General features: G+C 37.3%; 13 protein-coding genes and 1 riboswitch. Of the genes, 12 read left to right on the forward strand and 1 reads right to left on the reverse strand.

From position 1 onward, the window contains the following. Window positions 1–130 precede the first annotated feature (130 nt). A riboswitch (cyclic di-AMP (ydaO/yuaA leader) is annotated at window positions 131–277 on the forward strand. A gap of 67 nt (window positions 278–344) precedes the next feature. The 7 genes from CKK03_RS18295 to CKK03_RS18325 all read left to right on the forward strand — a co-directional run bounded on the left by CKK03_RS18295 (window position 345) and on the right by CKK03_RS18325 (window position 7,920). Continuing rightward, a complete protein-coding gene (locus tag CKK03_RS18295) occupies window positions 345–1,022 on the forward strand; it encodes a potassium channel family protein (protein WP_180271307.1) in 678 nt (225 codons plus the stop codon). A 34-nt stretch (window positions 1,023–1,056) separates the two neighbouring features. Then, window positions 1,057–2,382: a TrkH family potassium uptake protein gene (locus CKK03_RS18300; RefSeq protein ID WP_099363966.1), complete on the forward strand. Its 1,326-nt coding sequence runs from the start codon at window positions 1,057–1,059 to the stop codon at window positions 2,380–2,382. A 291-nt stretch (window positions 2,383–2,673) separates the two neighbouring features. Next, window positions 2,674–3,795, forward strand: coding sequence for an ABC transporter ATP-binding protein (locus CKK03_RS18305; protein ID WP_099363967.1), 1,122 nt, complete (start codon window positions 2,674–2,676; stop codon window positions 3,793–3,795). A gap of 47 nt (window positions 3,796–3,842) precedes the next feature. Beyond that, window positions 3,843–4,736: a carbohydrate ABC transporter permease gene (locus tag CKK03_RS18310; protein WP_245864206.1), complete on the forward strand. Its 894-nt coding sequence runs from the start codon at window positions 3,843–3,845 to the stop codon at window positions 4,734–4,736. Continuing rightward, on the forward strand, window positions 4,733–5,548 hold the full coding sequence (locus tag CKK03_RS18315; RefSeq protein WP_180271308.1) for a carbohydrate ABC transporter permease: 816 nt from the start codon (window positions 4,733–4,735) through the stop codon (window positions 5,546–5,548). The genes CKK03_RS18310 and CKK03_RS18315 overlap by 4 nt, the downstream gene beginning before the upstream one ends. Before the next feature lie 38 nt (window positions 5,549–5,586). Next, window positions 5,587–6,954, forward strand: a complete 1,368-nt coding sequence (locus CKK03_RS18320; protein ID WP_099363969.1) for an ABC transporter substrate-binding protein — start codon at window positions 5,587–5,589, stop codon at window positions 6,952–6,954. Between the two features lie 111 nt (window positions 6,955–7,065). Further along, complete coding sequence (locus CKK03_RS18325; RefSeq protein ID WP_099363970.1) at window positions 7,066–7,920, forward strand: glycerophosphodiester phosphodiesterase; 855 nt, start codon at window positions 7,066–7,068, stop codon at window positions 7,918–7,920. Between the two features lie 124 nt (window positions 7,921–8,044). On the opposite strand, the gene CKK03_RS18330 is transcribed toward CKK03_RS18325, so the two are convergent. Beyond that, window positions 8,045–9,742, reverse strand: coding sequence for a choice-of-anchor I family protein (locus tag CKK03_RS18330; protein WP_099363971.1), 1,698 nt, complete (start codon window positions 9,740–9,742; stop codon window positions 8,045–8,047). Between the two features lie 204 nt (window positions 9,743–9,946). Between CKK03_RS18330 and CKK03_RS18335 the strand changes: the two genes are divergently transcribed. The 5 genes from CKK03_RS18335 to CKK03_RS18355 all read left to right on the forward strand — a co-directional run bounded on the left by CKK03_RS18335 (window position 9,947) and on the right by CKK03_RS18355 (window position 15,640). Next, the gene (locus CKK03_RS18335; protein ID WP_099363972.1) at window positions 9,947–11,374 is read left to right on the forward strand and encodes an alanine/glycine:cation symporter family protein; all 1,428 of its coding nucleotides are present in this window, start codon (window positions 9,947–9,949) and stop codon (window positions 11,372–11,374) included. 201 nt (window positions 11,375–11,575) lie between these two features. Beyond that, entirely contained in the window at window positions 11,576–12,997 is a 1,422-nt protein-coding gene (nhaC, locus tag CKK03_RS18340) for a Na+/H+ antiporter NhaC (protein WP_099363973.1), read from the forward strand. Then, the gene (locus tag CKK03_RS18345) at window positions 12,997–13,863 is read left to right on the forward strand and encodes an MBL fold metallo-hydrolase (RefSeq protein ID WP_099363974.1); all 867 of its coding nucleotides are present in this window, start codon (window positions 12,997–12,999) and stop codon (window positions 13,861–13,863) included. Before nhaC ends, CKK03_RS18345 begins: the two co-directional genes overlap by 1 nt. Window positions 13,864–14,054: 191 nt before the next feature. Further along, entirely contained in the window at window positions 14,055–15,233 is a 1,179-nt protein-coding gene (gene pgaC, locus CKK03_RS18350; protein WP_245864208.1) for a poly-beta-1,6-N-acetyl-D-glucosamine synthase, read from the forward strand. Continuing rightward, window positions 15,197–15,640 (forward strand): poly-beta-1,6-N-acetyl-D-glucosamine biosynthesis protein PgaD, encoded by a 444-nt coding sequence (locus CKK03_RS18355; protein ID WP_099363975.1) that lies wholly within the window; start codon window positions 15,197–15,199, stop codon window positions 15,638–15,640. Before pgaC ends, CKK03_RS18355 begins: the two co-directional genes overlap by 37 nt. Window positions 15,641–15,645 lie beyond the last annotated feature (5 nt).

Below are 15,645 nucleotides of genomic sequence, written 5' to 3' on the forward strand. Positions count from 1 at the left end.
TCTTATGTAAGAAGTCGAGTGCAAGGTGGGCACGTCTAAACACGATATCTTTTTAGTCTAAAATTTATTATTGACAACAAAGTAAAATGGGAGTAAATTCTCATTATTAATTCAAATAAATAATCCGAACACCTTTTATTCGCTGAATCATTTTTGAGCGGGGGAACCATTTTTTTGATAGGGTCAGCCTATCTTGGGGTGAATCTTACAGAGTAAGAAGGGATACTCTCAATTCCTAATCCGACAGCTAACCTCGTAAGCGTTAAAGTATCCATATCGAGAGAAAGGTCAAAGGTTCAGCCTAAGACCATTCTATTTGTGATGGTCTTTTTTGTATTGGTGTTATGGAAGGAAAAGAGGAGAGGTTGTTGAAAAAGCAATTCGTAGTTATTGGCTTAGGTCGATTTGGGAGTGCAGTGTGTAGGGAATTGAACATGTTAGGTAATGAAGTTTTAGCAATCGATATTAACGAAGACAGAGTAAATAATATGATCAATGATTCAACCACAGCAGTAGTTGCAAATGTAACGGATGAAAATACACTCAAATCTTTGGGAATAAGAAACTTTGACCTTGCCATTGTCGCTATAGGAGAAGATATGCAATCAAGTATCCATTGTACCTTGTTACTCAAAGAGATGGGGATCGTGGTTTGGGTAAAAGCACAAAATTCATACCACCACAAAATATTAGAAAAGATTGGTGCGGACCGAGTCATTCATCCGGAGCAAGATATGGGAATAAGAGTTGCGCACCAACTTAATTCTGAAAATATCATTGATTTTATTGAGCTGTCAAAAGACTATAGCATACTGGAATTAAAAGCCACTGAGAAAATAAATCATAAATCGTTAATTCAATTGAATATTCGTGCAAAGTACGGTTGTACAATATTAGCGATTAAAAGGGGAGAGCAAATCAATATTTCACCTTTACCCAATGATATCCTTCATCAGGGTGATACGTTGGTTGTAATGGGAAGTAATTTAGATTTACAACGTTTTGAAGAAAAAGGCTTGTAGTTTACTTGATTTATAGGATTGGGGAGAAAAATCTATGAAATTTATACAACATATAAATCTGTCTCCTTACCAACTTTTAATCTTTATATTTTTGTTTTTTATATTAGTTGGCTCACTATTGTTAAAACTGCCTATAGCAACGACAACATCGATTAGTTGGATTGATGCTTTATTTACCGCAACTTCTGCAATGACAGTGACAGGACTGATAGTAGTGGATACTCCAAGTGTGTTTACAACATTCGGTGAGGTAATAATTGTGTCTTTAATTCAACTTGGTGGATTAGGAATTATGTCTTTTGCTGTACTAATCTATATGATGCTTGGTAAAAAAATTGGGTTAAAAGAAAGAATGGTTATACAGCAATCATTAAATCAGACTTCGCTTGGAGGAGTTATTAAACTAGTTAAAAACTTATTTATCTTTTCAATTTCAATTGAAATTATTGGATTGCTTATTTTATCCATTAAGTGGGTTCCCGAATATGGATGGTGGAAGGGCATATATTATAGTTTTTTCCACTCCATATCTGCGTTTAACAATGCTGGTTTTGCATTATGGTCAGATAGTTTAATGGGTTATACAGGGGATCCAACAGTCAATATTGGAATTACCTTTCTGTTTATTACAGGTGGAATTGGGTTTACTGTATTGATGGATGTCTGGCATAATAAACGTTTTAAAAAGCTAAGTCTCCACTCCAAACTTATGATAATTGGTACTTTTATTATTAACGTTGTAGCAATAATTCTGGTGTTTGTATTAGAGTATAATAATCCGAAAACATTAGCGGGTTTACCTTCGTTGCCAGATAAATTATGGGCAGCTTACTTTCAGGGTGTCGTACCAAGAACTGCAGGGTTTAACACCTTAGATATTGCAAGTATAAATGAATCAACTGCCTTTTTAATGATTATTTTAATGTTTATTGGAGCGGGCAGTGCCTCAACAGGTGGAGGAATAAAAGTAACCACTTTTCTGGTTATCATCTTTGGAGCCTTGTCGTTTCTTAAGGGAAAACAAGACGTAGTTCTTTATAAAAGAACATTACCTGGAACAATGATGATCAAAGCCTTAGCAATCTCAACTATGAGTCTTTTATTTGTATTAGGAGCTGTGTTCATATTAACGATTTCAGAGAATGCACCATTTCTGGTTTCATTATTTGAAGTAGTATCTGCTTTTGGTACGGTCGGAATGTCAATGGGATTAACATTTTCACTCTCATTCATCGGAAAACTAGTGATTATATTTATGATGTTCTTTGGCAAAATTGGCCCACTTACCCTTGCCTTTTCCTTAGCGAAACCTAAAGTCAATAAAATAAAATATCCTAATGGAGACATTCTAACTGGATAAATTAACACTCTAAAAGGACCCTGAACCGTGAAAGAAATTTCCTGTATCAGGGTTTTTTATTTTGGGACGCGGGGACAGGTTCCATGTCCCACCATTTTTTTACAAATAGAGGTGTGCATCGTTCTGGAACAATGCACGTGTCCCATTGTAAATAGTGCATCTGGCCTGTTTAGTGTAAAGATTCGTTTAATTTATTAAGTAAATTTAAGAGATTGTCAGGAAACAGTAAATTCGCTTTTTTATAGCACGATTTGTGGTTAAATGTTGATGTAATTAGAAAGGAGGTTGGGCATGAGTCGAGTTGAGTTAACTGACATCTCTAAATCCTATGATAAACAAAAGGATGTATTGGATGGCATCACTGTTTCAATAGAGGAAGGTGAGTTTTTCGTACTTGTTGGTCCTTCTGGGTCTGGTAAGAGTACATTGCTTCGGATGATTGCAGGACTTGAAGAAATTTCTGGTGGAATCTTGAAGATTAACAATGAAGTTGTGAATCATCTCCCTCCAAAAAATCGAGATTTATCTATGGTCTTTCAAAATTACGCCTTATATCCACATTTAACTGTTGAGCAAAATATTCTGTTTGGGTTAAAAGCTAAAAAAGTGGATAAAAAAGAACAGCAAAGAAGGCTGAAAGAAGCTGCCGAAATGTTAGGGTTAAGCGAATTGCTAAAACGGAAACCAAGAGAGCTTTCTGGTGGACAAAGACAACGCGTTGCACTTGGACGTTCGGTTGTAAGCCAAGCCCCTTTATGTTTAATGGACGAGCCGCTATCTAATTTGGATGCTAAGCTTCGTGCGAATATGCGAGTTCAAATTCGGAGGCTGCAAAAACGTCTGGGGCTAACCATGATCTATGTTACCCACGACCAAGTCGAAGCGATGACAATGGGTGACCGAATTATGGTCCTCAATGACGGGAAGATTCAACAAGTCGGTCAACCTATTAATTTATATAATGAACCGCAAAATTTATTTGTTGCTTCTTTTATTGGTTCACCAAAAATGAATCTAGGAAAGGCTGTCATTTCAGAGGATGGGACACAACTAATAATCGAAAATCAATTAAAAATTTCAATTGATCCAACGATTGTGAAGGATATACCGAGAAACCGAAATCTCGTAGTTGGTATTCGCCCAGAACATCTCATCTCGGGCATTGAAAAAGAAAATTATCTTACATACTTAGAAGCAGTGAATATTGAACAATTAGGAAATGAAACATCAATCGCTTTTGATGTAGGTTCTGAATTATGGACGGCAAAATGGCCAGGGCAGTGGAACATCCACTTTGGACAAATGGTTCCTGTGCAAATTATGCCAGAATACATATTATTCTTTGATGGTGACACTGGAAATCTTCTTAAATCTGCTGAACTGGGAAAGAAACAAGAGGTTGTAGCAATATGAGTATGATCAGTCCAATCATTGAAAATGAAAAAAACTATACTGCTCAAATGAAGAGAGCTAACAAACAAAAGCGAATGACGAGTTTATTAAAAGGAGTTCTATTTTTATTACCATCTATTGTTTTGTTTGGAGTTTTTCTGTTTTATCCATTGTTTAAAACCATTTATTTAAGCTTCTTTTTAACAGATGCAAAAGGAGCTACTACCGTATTTGTAGGCTTGGAAAACTACTTATTCATGTTTTCCGATCCTATTTTATTAAAAAGCTTAAAAAATACTTTTTTGTTTGTCATCTATACGGTACCTGCAACTATTATAATCAGTTTGTTTTTAGCCGTCATTTCGAATGAAAAACTAAAAGGGATTGGCTTTTTCCGAACTGTTTTTACGTCAACGATGGGTATATCGGTTGCTGCAGCTTCCGTATTTTGGTTGTACTTATTTAATCCAACTATGGGGTTATTGAACCAAATCCTCAACATGTTAGGTGCTGAATCCATTGGCTGGCTTACAGATCCGAAATGGGCAATGGTCGCTATTGCCATAACTACTATTTGGATGAATATAGGTTTTACATTTTTAATTTTGCTAGGTGGCTTACAATCCATTGAGACTTCTTTATATGAAAGTGCGGATATTGAGGGTTCAGGGTATTTTTATAAGTTTAGAAGAATTACGCTCCCGATGCTTTCACCGACATTATTCTTTGTGATTACTGTTTCGATTATCAATTCGTTCCAAACGTTTGGTCAAATCGATATTTTAACACAGGGTGGCCCAGCAAATGAAACGAATTTAATCGTCTATTCGATTTACCGAGAGGCATTTGTGAATTATCAATTCGGAACGGCAAGTGCACAGGCAATCGTGTTATTTATTCTAATTTTAGCAATGACTGCTCTGCAATTTATGCTGGGTGAGAGGAGGGTTCACTATCAATGATGATGTCATTGGGAAGAAAAGTAACCTTCTATATGTTATTGATCATTTCAGCACTTTTAATAGCAGGACCGGCCATTATGGCAATTGTCATGAGTTTCATGACGAACCAAGATATATTAACTGCTAGTATGCCGACCAAGCTTTCAGCAGATAATTATGTTGCTGCTTTTGAACGTTTTCCGTTATTCAAGTATTTGTTTAATAGTTTTATAGTGTCGATTGTCATTATGCTTGGACAACTGGCGTTATCGAGTCTAGCAGCCTATGCTTTTGTATTTTTAGAGTTTAAAGGAAGAGATGTTCTTTTTTATATTTTTATTGCAACAATGATGGTTCCTTTTGAGGCGTCAATTATTCCAAACTTTCACATTATCCGTGATCTAGGTTGGCTTGATAACTACGCAGGCTTAACTATTCCATTCTTTGCAACGACGTTTGGAACATTTTTGTTACGACAGCACTTTAAACAAATTCCTAAAGAATTAAGGGAAGCGAGCCAAATTGCCGGGATTGGTGATTTTAAATTTTTCTTAACTGTCGTTTTGCCTGTATCAAGAACGAGCTTAGTCACATTAGGGGTATACGGTTTTCTAACATCCTGGAATATGTATTTATGGCCACTTCTTGCAACTACGAACGATACGGTTCGTACGGTGCAAATTGGCTTGAAACAATTACAAACACAAGAACAGTTAAATGACTGGGGTGTTATCATGGCAGGTGCTGTGATTGTCATTATCCCAACGTTAATACTGCTTTTCCTTGGACAAAAGAAGTTACAAACAGGTTTAACAGAGGGCGCTGTAAAATAACAGCTTTCTCGAACATATAATAAAGGAGATGAAGAAACATGAAAAAATTCATGATGTTCCTTGCAATAGGTTTGGTTTTACTGTTAGCAGCTTGTGCTGGAGGTGAATCTACTTCTGGCGATGGCAACCAAAAATCAGGCTCAGATAAAAGCTCAGATTCTGAAGAAATGAGTGGTCCACAGGTTGTAACATTTTGGCACTCTATGGGTGGTGCAGGCCAAGAAGCATTAAATACGATTGTGGATGACTTCAACAAGTCACAAGAGGAAATTCAAGTAAACGCAGAATATCAAGGTACATATGATGAATCATTAACAAAATTTAATGCTGTTGCGGGTACTGATAGTGCACCAACAATGATTCAAACCTTCGAAATCGGAACAATGTCGATGATTAATAGTGGCAATATTATTCCGATTCAAGAATTAGTAGATGCGGATGGATATGATATGAGTGGATTAGAAGAGAACATTATTAACTACTACTCATTAGATGGAAAGTTTTATTCAATGCCTTTTAACTCGTCTACACCGGTTATGTATTATAACAAAGATGCATTTACTGCTGCTGGATTAGACCCTGAGACACCTCCAGCAACTTATGAAGAAGTAGAAGCTGCTGGTAAAGCAATTGCTGAATCAAATCCGGAAATGAAAGGCTTCGCTTTACAAGCATATGGATGGTTATGGGAGCAATTACTAGCGAATCAAGGAGCTTTATTACTGAATAATGACAATGGGCGTTCAGAAACACCAACTGAAATTGGTTGGACAGAAGAAGAAGGAAAGTCCATTTTTGAATGGGTTAAGAGAATGGTAGATGACGGTACATTTGCGAATTATGGCACGAATGGAGATAACATGGTTGCCGGATTTTTAGCGGGAGATGTAGCGATGTTCTTACAATCATCAGCTAGTGCCAGAGATGTCATCGATAATGCTCCATTTGAAGTAGGAATTGCATTCCTTCCACACCCTGAAAATAAGGAACGTGAAGGGGTAGTCATTGGTGGAGCAAGTCTTTGGATGATTGATGGAAAACCAGAAGTAGAAACAAAGGCTGCATGGGAATTTATGAAGTATTTACAAACGCCTGAAGTACAAGCGAAATGGCATGTTGGTACAGGTTACTTTGCGATCAACCCAGATGCGTACGAGGAACAATTGGTCATAGATGCTCATGCGGAAAAACCACAATTACGTGTAACAGTCGATCAATTACAAGCAACTGAATCATCATTTGCAACTCAAGGTGCTTTAATGGATATGCTTCCACAAGGAAGAAAAGTAATGGAAACAGCCCTTGAATCCGTATATAATGGCGGATCCGTAGATGAAGCCTATACGACTGCAGTAGACCAATTCAACAAAGCAATCGAACAGGCAAACAAAGCAAGAGCAAAATAAATGATTGGGACACGGGGACAGGTACCGTGTCCCACCATTTTTTTACAAAAAGTATTATAAGAAGAGTACGGATAATACACTTTTAAAAACGTATGTAAAGGGTGACTTTCGATGACAAAAATTTATGGACACCGCGGAGCAAAGGGGACATATCCAGAGAATACTTTACTTAGTTTAAAAAAAGCGATTGATCAGGGTGTTGATGGTTTGGAATTAGATGTCCATTTAACAAAGGATGGGGAAGTTGTTGTGATCCATGATGAGACGCTCGAACGAACAACAACTGGAACGGGGTGGATAAAGGATTTAACCTTAGCTGAAATCAAACAACACAGCGCTGGAAAACCGTTTACTCACTTTCATGAATATGAAGAAGCTTGGGATGACGAGCAAGTTCCCACTCTTAAAGAGGTTCTAGAATTACTCGCGCCATACAAAATAGAACTTAATATCGAGCTAAAAACGTATTTGGTACCTTATGAAGGAATCGAGGAGAAGATCCTACATATCGTTCATCAGTATGGAAAGAATCTAGAAATTATCTATTCATCATTCCATTTGCCTTCGCTATTAAGAATTAAGCAGCTAGATCCCAATTCGCAAATAGCCTGGTTGTTAAATGAAGGCATTTCCCTTCCCGATGATTATATGACTGTATTAGATTTAGACGCATTTCACTTAAACAAATCGATTCTCCTACCAAAGGGGGAAATGTTCCAGCAAGTGTTACAAATAAGCAAGCAATTCCCAATGTATTTCCCATTAGAAGTCGTTCATTATCTTAACAAAAAGGTTAATGAAGATAATGAGAAATGTTTTCGCCATCTCTTTGATAAGGTAAGGGTTTGGACGGTCAATGAACCTAAGGAAATTGAAAAATTACTTAGCCTGCAAGTCAATGCTATCATTACCGATTATCCTGATAGAGCAATCCGGATTAGAAATGAAATGATGAAATTAGTATAAATGATGGGACACGGGGACAGGTCCCGTGTCCCACACTTATCTATACAAAAGGACTCTCAATAGTAATCAAAAAAGCCTGACTTCTCGATTGATTGAGAAATTAGGCTCATTTTTTTGATAAAAGTTATCTATCTTTTATGGGGTGGTTTTTATTAAGCTTCCCTTGCTTTACTTGGATTTCATTAACAGAAACAGTGCCGCTTACCTCGTTACCTACTAAAACAAGTGGATTTCCAGTAGGACTTTCATTATGAGCAATAAATTCAAGTCCCTCAGGTGCCACATCACCAGCTATTGCCTGCGAAAAATCTCTAGTATTTGTATAGTCTGTAAACTGAGGATTTTGTGGATCGGTAATGTTATATGTCATGACGCCACCAATTCTCTCAAGCCCAACAAATGCATATACTTGATTTCCAATTACGCCTACCTTCACATCTTCAGGCTCAGGTCCCTTTTTGGCACTTCGCTTTTCAAAGGTATCATCGTCGTTAGACCAGTTAAATTCTCCTGGAAAACGTTGTGCAGTGATCTTTTCGAAATCACTTCCACTATCATAAACAAGCTCCATTGTATCAGCCTTCCAAATCGAGAATGAACGGCCACCCAAAGTATAAATAGCATCATTTCCACGATCAGTTAGTACTTCAAGTTTACTATAATCATTCTCAGGGTCTTTCATTTTCTCAAATGCGTCTTGTGCTTCTTTTGCTGTCATTCCTTTAAATAAATCTGTGTTTAGCGAAATTTTTTCCTTTACATCTTTAAAGTCTGCAACATTAATAAAATCTGATTTATCCTCTGGCCACTCTGTTGCATCCCCTTCGTTTGCTGTAATAAGATAATCGACGCCACGGATGGTTACATGTGCAATCCCGTCTGGCATATAAGCACCCAAAATCGGAAGTTTTTCAATGTTGATCTCATCATCCCTAGCTGCATCTAATTCATTCCCTACCATGGAATGGTCTTTATAACCAAGGGATTTAACTGATAAAACTTTGCCTTTTTCAACATCAATCGTCGCAATAGCATTGTTCTCTTGAAGGGTAACATATGCTTTCTTACCATCTTTTGAAACCGCAATGTATTCAGGCTCAAAATCTTTACTAGTATCTACTTTTGTCCCATTCTTACGAATATGCACATCATCATCAATCACACTTGGATCATCAAAAGTAAGATGTGTAACTTTTCCTGAAGTCACTTCCACAATTGTAATCGATCCCTCAGGGTCTTCCGTATGCAGGCCTCCACGCGGTTCGCCTTCGTTCGCTGATAAAATGTACTTTCCATTAGCTGTTATTTTAACCATGTCAGGTTGAACACCTGCATCAAAGGTTTTTTGAATTTCGCCATCAGGATTCATTACCACAATTTTTCCGTTTTTTGTATAATCCTCATCTTGAACAGCAGCAACAATTACATTACGTGAGCTATTAATATCAATACTTGTTAAGTCACCATATGTAAACGTATCGGAGTTCACGACGTCAGCAATATTAATAGATCTTTCTTTTTGTAGTTCCACTACTGTGTCTGTAGATCTTAAATCTTTAAGACTCACAATATCAATAGTCTGTCCATGGCCATTAATAACATAGAACTTTTGGTTGGCAGCATTATATTTAACTATTTCAGCAACGCCACCATCTTCATTGGTTAACCCTATGCTATAGCCTGCAATTTTATTTACTTCATTGGGAGTTGAAAAATCCGTTTTCGCATGTACAGGATTACCACTAATTGGGCTTACTGAACTAAGCAAAAAACCTGCTAATAATACCTTACTGAACATTTTGAGCTTTGAATTACTTTTCATCGTATTGCCTCCACGTATCATATTCTATCTAAATCCGGTGATTCGACAGATATAGCAATTGTAACCTAGCATTATTTCAACACTATTGAGTAATTGTAAAGGATTGTTTGATTGTTTATTAAAAATTCAAACCGCAACGTCTCATCCCCGAAAAATGTATAAGGAATCTAGGGATTAGCAATTATAACTGTAGGAGGGGAATCGATGGAATGGTTTGGTAGTACATTAGGTGAAATTAATACATTTTTATATTCGTATTTATTAATTATATTGTTGGTTGGAGTGGGTCTTTTTTTTACTTTTAAAACAGGTTTTATTCAATTCCGATTAATTTCAGATATGTTTAAAGTGATTACGGAAAAAACTCCAAGAGATGAATCAGGGAAAAAAGGGATCTCTTCTTTTCAGGCTTTTACAATCTCTGCTGCTTCTCGGATTGGGACAGGAAATATTGCTGGAGTTGCAACGGCAATTGCCCTTGGGGGACCTGGTGCTATTTTTTGGATGTGGATGATTGCGCTAATTGGTGGTGCAACTTCACTAGTTGAAAGTACACTCGCACAAGTATATAAAATCAAGGATCACGATACTGGGTTGTATCGTGGTGGTCCCGCCTATTATATAGAAAAAGGCCTAAATAAAAGGTGGATGGGGATTATTTTTGCCGTAGTTATTACATTTACATATGGTTTTGTGTTTAATGCGGTACAAGCCAATACGATAACCATTGCGTTTGAAGAAAGCTTCGGTACTAATCGGGTTGTCGTGGGAATAATAATTGCGGTTATAACAGGTATTATCGTCTTTGGTGGCTTAAAACGTATTGTAAGTGTCACTCAAATTATTGTTCCAGTTATGGCAGTTCTGTATATCATCATCGCACTCCTTGTTGTCATCATAAATATTATAGAGCTCCCCAATGTGTTGATGTTGATCATTAAATCTGCCTTTGGGTTGGAAGAAGCCTTTGCTGGGTTGCTAGGGGCAGCAATCATGAACGGGATAAAACGTGGTTTATTCTCAAATGAAGCGGGAATGGGTTCTGCCCCGAATGCAGCGGCAACTGCATCTGTTACTCACCCAGTCAAACAAGGACTAATTCAAACCCTAGGGGTTTTTATTGATACATTATTAGTTTGTACGGCAACAGCTGCTATCGTATTACTAAGTGATGCGTATCTTCAATCCGACGCTGCTTCTGTTAACTTAACTCAAGTTTCTTTAGCCGAGAATTTAGGCGATTGGGCAGGGATATTTTTAGCTATAGCTGTATTTCTGTTTGCGTTCAGCTCGATTATCGGGAATTACTATTATGGTGAGACAAATATTGAATTTATTAATGAATCAAAAATTGGTTTAAATCTATTCCGTATTTTGGTTGTAGTCTTTGTGCTATTTGGTTCAATTGCAAAAGTACAAATTGTCTGGGATTTAGCAGATCTCTTTATGGCAATCATGGCCATCATTAACTTACTGGCAATTCTACTGCTTTGGAAGATAGTCAAGCAAGTTATTCATGATTATGTAGTCCAACGAAAACAAGGCAAAGACCCAATATTCTACAAGAAAAACGTATCAAACCTGGGAGATGTGGAATGTTGGGGAGAAGAGGGGAAAAGCCGTTTGCAATAATAATTAAAACGAATTCCGAATATGGAATTCGTTTTTTATGTACATCAAAGATAAGGACATTGACTAATCAAACAAAATAAATTATGATTATCGCAGTAAAAAGCTTAAAAGCATAAAAGCTTTAAAGTGATAAAGCGACGTTAGAATCTTCTAAACTATTAAAGTGAAATGTTAATTTTTTATGGACTGGTGGGGGAAACGGTGAAATCAAATCTTACAATTTGGAAAGCAATCATTCCATTATTAGGTTTAATCATTACTGCAGCTTGCTCTATTTTTATCTGGAATGCAGGAATGAATTTTCCATTAATGGTAGGAGTGATTTTGGCATCCATCGTTGCAATTAGCTGCGGATGGAGTTGGAATGACGTTCAACAAATGATGGTAAATGGAGTAACAAGAGCTTTACCGGCCGTGTTTATATTAATGGTGATCGGGACGATTATTGGGTCTTGGATTGCGAGTGGTGTTATTCCAACAATGATTTATTATGGTGTTTCGATTTTAGATCCGTCCTGGTTTGTTCCGTTCGTTGCGTTAATAACAGGTATAGTTTCGATTACTCTAGGAACATCCTTTACTTCGATCGCAACTGTAGGACTAGCCTTCATGGCGATTGGAGAAGGATTGGGATTCTCATCCGCACTCGTTGCAGGGGCTGTCCTTTCAGGTGCCTATTTAGGGGATAAACTTTCACCTTTATCAGATACGACCAATATTGCTGCAGCTTTAGTAGATACGGATTTATTTAGTCATATTAAACACATGCTTTGGGACACGATTCCTGCATTTGTAGTATCTCTTCTGTTATTTTGGGTGTTTGGCAGTTTTGAGATTGCTAATAACACAAGTATTGGTAATGGGACGATTGAAGCCATTATGTCTGGCTTAGACGAAGCGTTCGTCATTCATCCGTTGTTATTATTGCTACCGATATTAACGATCATTTTAATGCTAAAGCGTACTCCTGCATTACCAGCATTGATGGGTGTCGGTTTATTAGGTGCGGTTATAGCTGTTGTTGTTCAAGGAATCTCGGTAAGTTCAATTGTTCAATTTATGACAAGTGGCTTTAAGATTGAAACGGGGATTGGTGAAATTGACTCCTTGTTGAATCGAGGCGGACTTACATCGATGCTTGGGACCGTTGGAATGCTTATGATTGCTACCGCGCTTGGTGGTATATTAGAAGAAACGGGAACCTTTGAAATGCTAACAGGTAAAATGATGAAAAAGGTAAAAACGACTGGAGCACTCATTGGTTCAACACTTTTATCAACCTTTGTTGTTGCGCTAGCAAGTGGGGCTCAGTTTTTGGCAATCATCTTACCAGCAAGAACCTTCGTTAAAAAGTATAAAGATATGAATATTGATACAAAAAACCTCTCTAGAACAGTCGAGTCCATGGGGACTGTAGGAATTAACCTTATCCCCTGGAGTGTTCCAGCGGTGTTTGCAACGAGCATTTTAGGTGTCAGTGCATGGGAGTTTATCCCGTATGCTTTCTTTATTTATCTTGTTCCATTAGTAAATCTGTTGTTTGGTTTCACCGGATGGACGATTGCTAGAAAGGATTACAGCCAAGAAAAAGAACTGGCACAAGTAGAAAGGGAAGTTGTATAGTGAGTGAAGTTATTTTAAGTGTGGTTGGGACTGCGCAAGATGGTGGTTTACCACAGGCCAATTGTTTTTGTGAAAATTGTAAAAGGGCAATGGAAGATCCAAAGTATAAAAGAACGGCGGCATCATTAGCGATTATATTACCAGAAGAGAATAAATGGCATTTAATTGAGGCTACTCCTGATTTGCGGGAACAAATGGCGCGATTACAAATGAGATATGGAATGGAATCGAAATTGATGAGCAGTATTTTTCTAACGCATGCTCATATCGGCCATTATCCAGGTTTGATGTTTTTAGGGAAAGAAGCAATTAATTCCCGAAAATTACCCGTAATGGCAGGGTCAAAAATGAAAAAGTTACTGGAAAAAGATGCTCCTTGGAGCCAGCTAACGGCGCTTGAGAACATTGTTGTTCAAGAAATCAAGGATAGACATCAAGTGAATGTTTCTTCAGAAGTAACAGTGACTCCGGTAACCGTTCCGCATCGTAATGAGTTTTCTGAGACGTTTGCTTTTTGGATCAAAGGACCGAATAAAAAGGTTTTATTTATTCCAGATATTGATCGATGGGAAGAATGGGAAATTGATATTCGAGAAGCGGTGAAAGAGGCGGACATTTGTTTCCTTGATGGCACATTTCATTCCCCACAGGATTTAGCGAATATTGGGCGTGATTATCGACAGGTTCCCCATCCACTAATGACAGAGACAATGGAGTTGCTTCAGGATTTAGTAGGAGAAACGGAAATTTATTTTACACATCTTAATCATTCAAACCCAGTATTATACAAAGGCGGGGCATTAAGAAAAGAAATCGAAGCAAAAGGCTTCTATATTGCAGATGAAGAAATGGAATTTAGAATATGAAGTGTGGGACGCGGTTATCGCCTCCCACTTTTTTTATTAGGAGGAAGAAACTAGGCAGTGGACCTGTTCCATTATAAATGTATCCGGAATTACATAGACTACAGTTACTTATTTTTTTAGGAAACAGAGTTGATGATATGGAGAGTTTGGTAGCATCTCTTTCACAATTTATTTTTTGGTACCCTTTGGTTATGTCCTTATTTTGGATAGCAGGTGCGAGCCTCTTTTTTAGGTACCGGGAAAGAAAGAATAAGGTGGACTTCGACCAGGTTGAGTGGCCATTTGTTAGTATTTTAATCCCGTGTTATAACGAGGAAGATACGATTGAGGAAACCGTTAAACATATTGTAAAAGTGAATTATCCGCATAAAGAAATCATTGTTGTGAATGATGGAAGTACTGATCGTACAGCTGAAATTCTTCATAGATTAGCCCCTCACTTTCAAGAACTTCGAGTCATTGATTGTAAGGAAAATAGGGGGAAAGCCAATGCCTTACATATTGCCCTTCATGCTTCTAAAGCGGAATATTTAATTTGTATTGATTCAGATGCCATTTTGGACCCTGATGCTCCTTATTATTTGATTCACCAATTTTTTAATCGTGGTGAGAGATTAGGAGCTGTAACAGGTAACCCAAGGATACGTAATCGTGATACATTACTTAGCCGATTGCAAATTGTGGAATATGCGTCGATTATAGGTGCGATAAAAAGAACCCAGCGTACATTGGGTAAAATTATGACAGTATCAGGTGTGGTAGTGGCTTTTCGAAAAAAAGCTCTAGTAAATGTTGGCCTTTGGGACCGCGATATGATTACCGAAGATATTTCAGTATCTTGGAAGCTTCAGGAGAAGTTTTGGGATATCCGATATGAACCACGAGCCCTGTGCTGGATGCTTGTACCTGAAACGATTAAAGGGATATGGAAACAACGAATTCGATGGGCTCAAGGTGGACAAGAGGTAATTCTAAGACATTGGAGAATATTGCTGAACTGGAAGCACCGAAGAATTTGGCCCATTTATATCGAGCAATGGGTAAGTCTATTATGGTCGTACTCTTGGATTTTTGTGACAATCTACTATTTCGTTACCACTACGAGCGTTCAAGAGCTATTCATTTGGATCACCTTTTCTTCATTTTCGCTGATTTTCTTAAGCTTAATTCAATTGTGGATTTCAATTAAAGTGGATTCTCCATATGACCGAATTTTGAAGTACTATCTATGGGCAGCTTGGTATCCGGTCATTTATTGGGTTTTAAATGCAGTTATTGTGGTGTTTGCGTTTCCGAAAGCAATAAATTCTCGAATCAAAGGTGGTTATGCGACTTGGACAAGCCCAGACAGAGGAAACAGAGTGAATTAATTATTAAAACAAAACGCAATTGGGTTCATGAAGTGATCATAGGTTTTTTCTCCCTTTTAATATGGATGTTTTGTTTATTTGTCATCTTCTTTTTTATCAGCGCCCTTTTTAACAATAATAATGAATATTTAAATGTTGTGAAGATGTTATTTAAAACAACAAATATTGAAATTAGAGAATTCATTTATACAGTATTTGCTATTTTTATCGCATGTTATTTAGGACTATGGTTGTGGAAGTACTACAATACAAAAAGGTTTAGTCATTTGGTGAGAAGAAAATATCCGCAACCAACCTCTGAAGAAGAGGTTTTAGCACTCGGCTTAATTAGTAAAGAAGACTATGATTCTTTGCAAAATGCAAAAGACATTACATTGAAGAAAAATCCAATCCGGGATCTTGTTTAGGTGAT

Origin of the sequence: Fredinandcohnia onubensis (genome assembly GCF_002734215.1) — a bacterium.
GTDB classification, from domain to species: Bacteria; Bacillota; Bacilli; order Bacillales; family Bacillaceae_L; genus Ferdinandcohnia; species Ferdinandcohnia onubensis.

Excerpts from the sequence above, each read along its gene's own strand:
- CKK03_RS18315 (WP_180271308.1), top strand. The coding sequence starts at position 4,733 with ATGATGATGTCATTGGGAAGAAAAGTAACCTTCTATATGTTATTGATC.
- CKK03_RS18320 (WP_099363969.1), top strand. The coding sequence starts at position 5,587 with ATGAAAAAATTCATGATGTTCCTTGCAATAGGTTTGGTTTTACTGTTA.
- pgaC (WP_245864208.1), top strand. The coding sequence starts at position 14,055 with ATGTCCTTATTTTGGATAGCAGGTGCGAGCCTCTTTTTTAGGTACCGG.
- CKK03_RS18295 (WP_180271307.1), top strand. The coding sequence starts at position 345 with ATGGAAGGAAAAGAGGAGAGGTTGTTGAAAAAGCAATTCGTAGTTATT.
- CKK03_RS18330 (WP_099363971.1), bottom strand. The coding sequence starts at position 9,742 with ATGAAAAGTAATTCAAAGCTCAAAATGTTCAGTAAGGTATTATTAGCA.
- CKK03_RS18325 (WP_099363970.1), top strand. The coding sequence starts at position 7,066 with ATGACAAAAATTTATGGACACCGCGGAGCAAAGGGGACATATCCAGAG.
- CKK03_RS18310 (WP_245864206.1), top strand. The coding sequence starts at position 3,843 with ATGAAGAGAGCTAACAAACAAAAGCGAATGACGAGTTTATTAAAAGGA.
- CKK03_RS18305 (WP_099363967.1), top strand. The coding sequence starts at position 2,674 with ATGAGTCGAGTTGAGTTAACTGACATCTCTAAATCCTATGATAAACAA.
- CKK03_RS18300 (WP_099363966.1), top strand. The coding sequence starts at position 1,057 with ATGAAATTTATACAACATATAAATCTGTCTCCTTACCAACTTTTAATC.
- CKK03_RS18335 (WP_099363972.1), top strand. The coding sequence starts at position 9,947 with ATGGAATGGTTTGGTAGTACATTAGGTGAAATTAATACATTTTTATAT.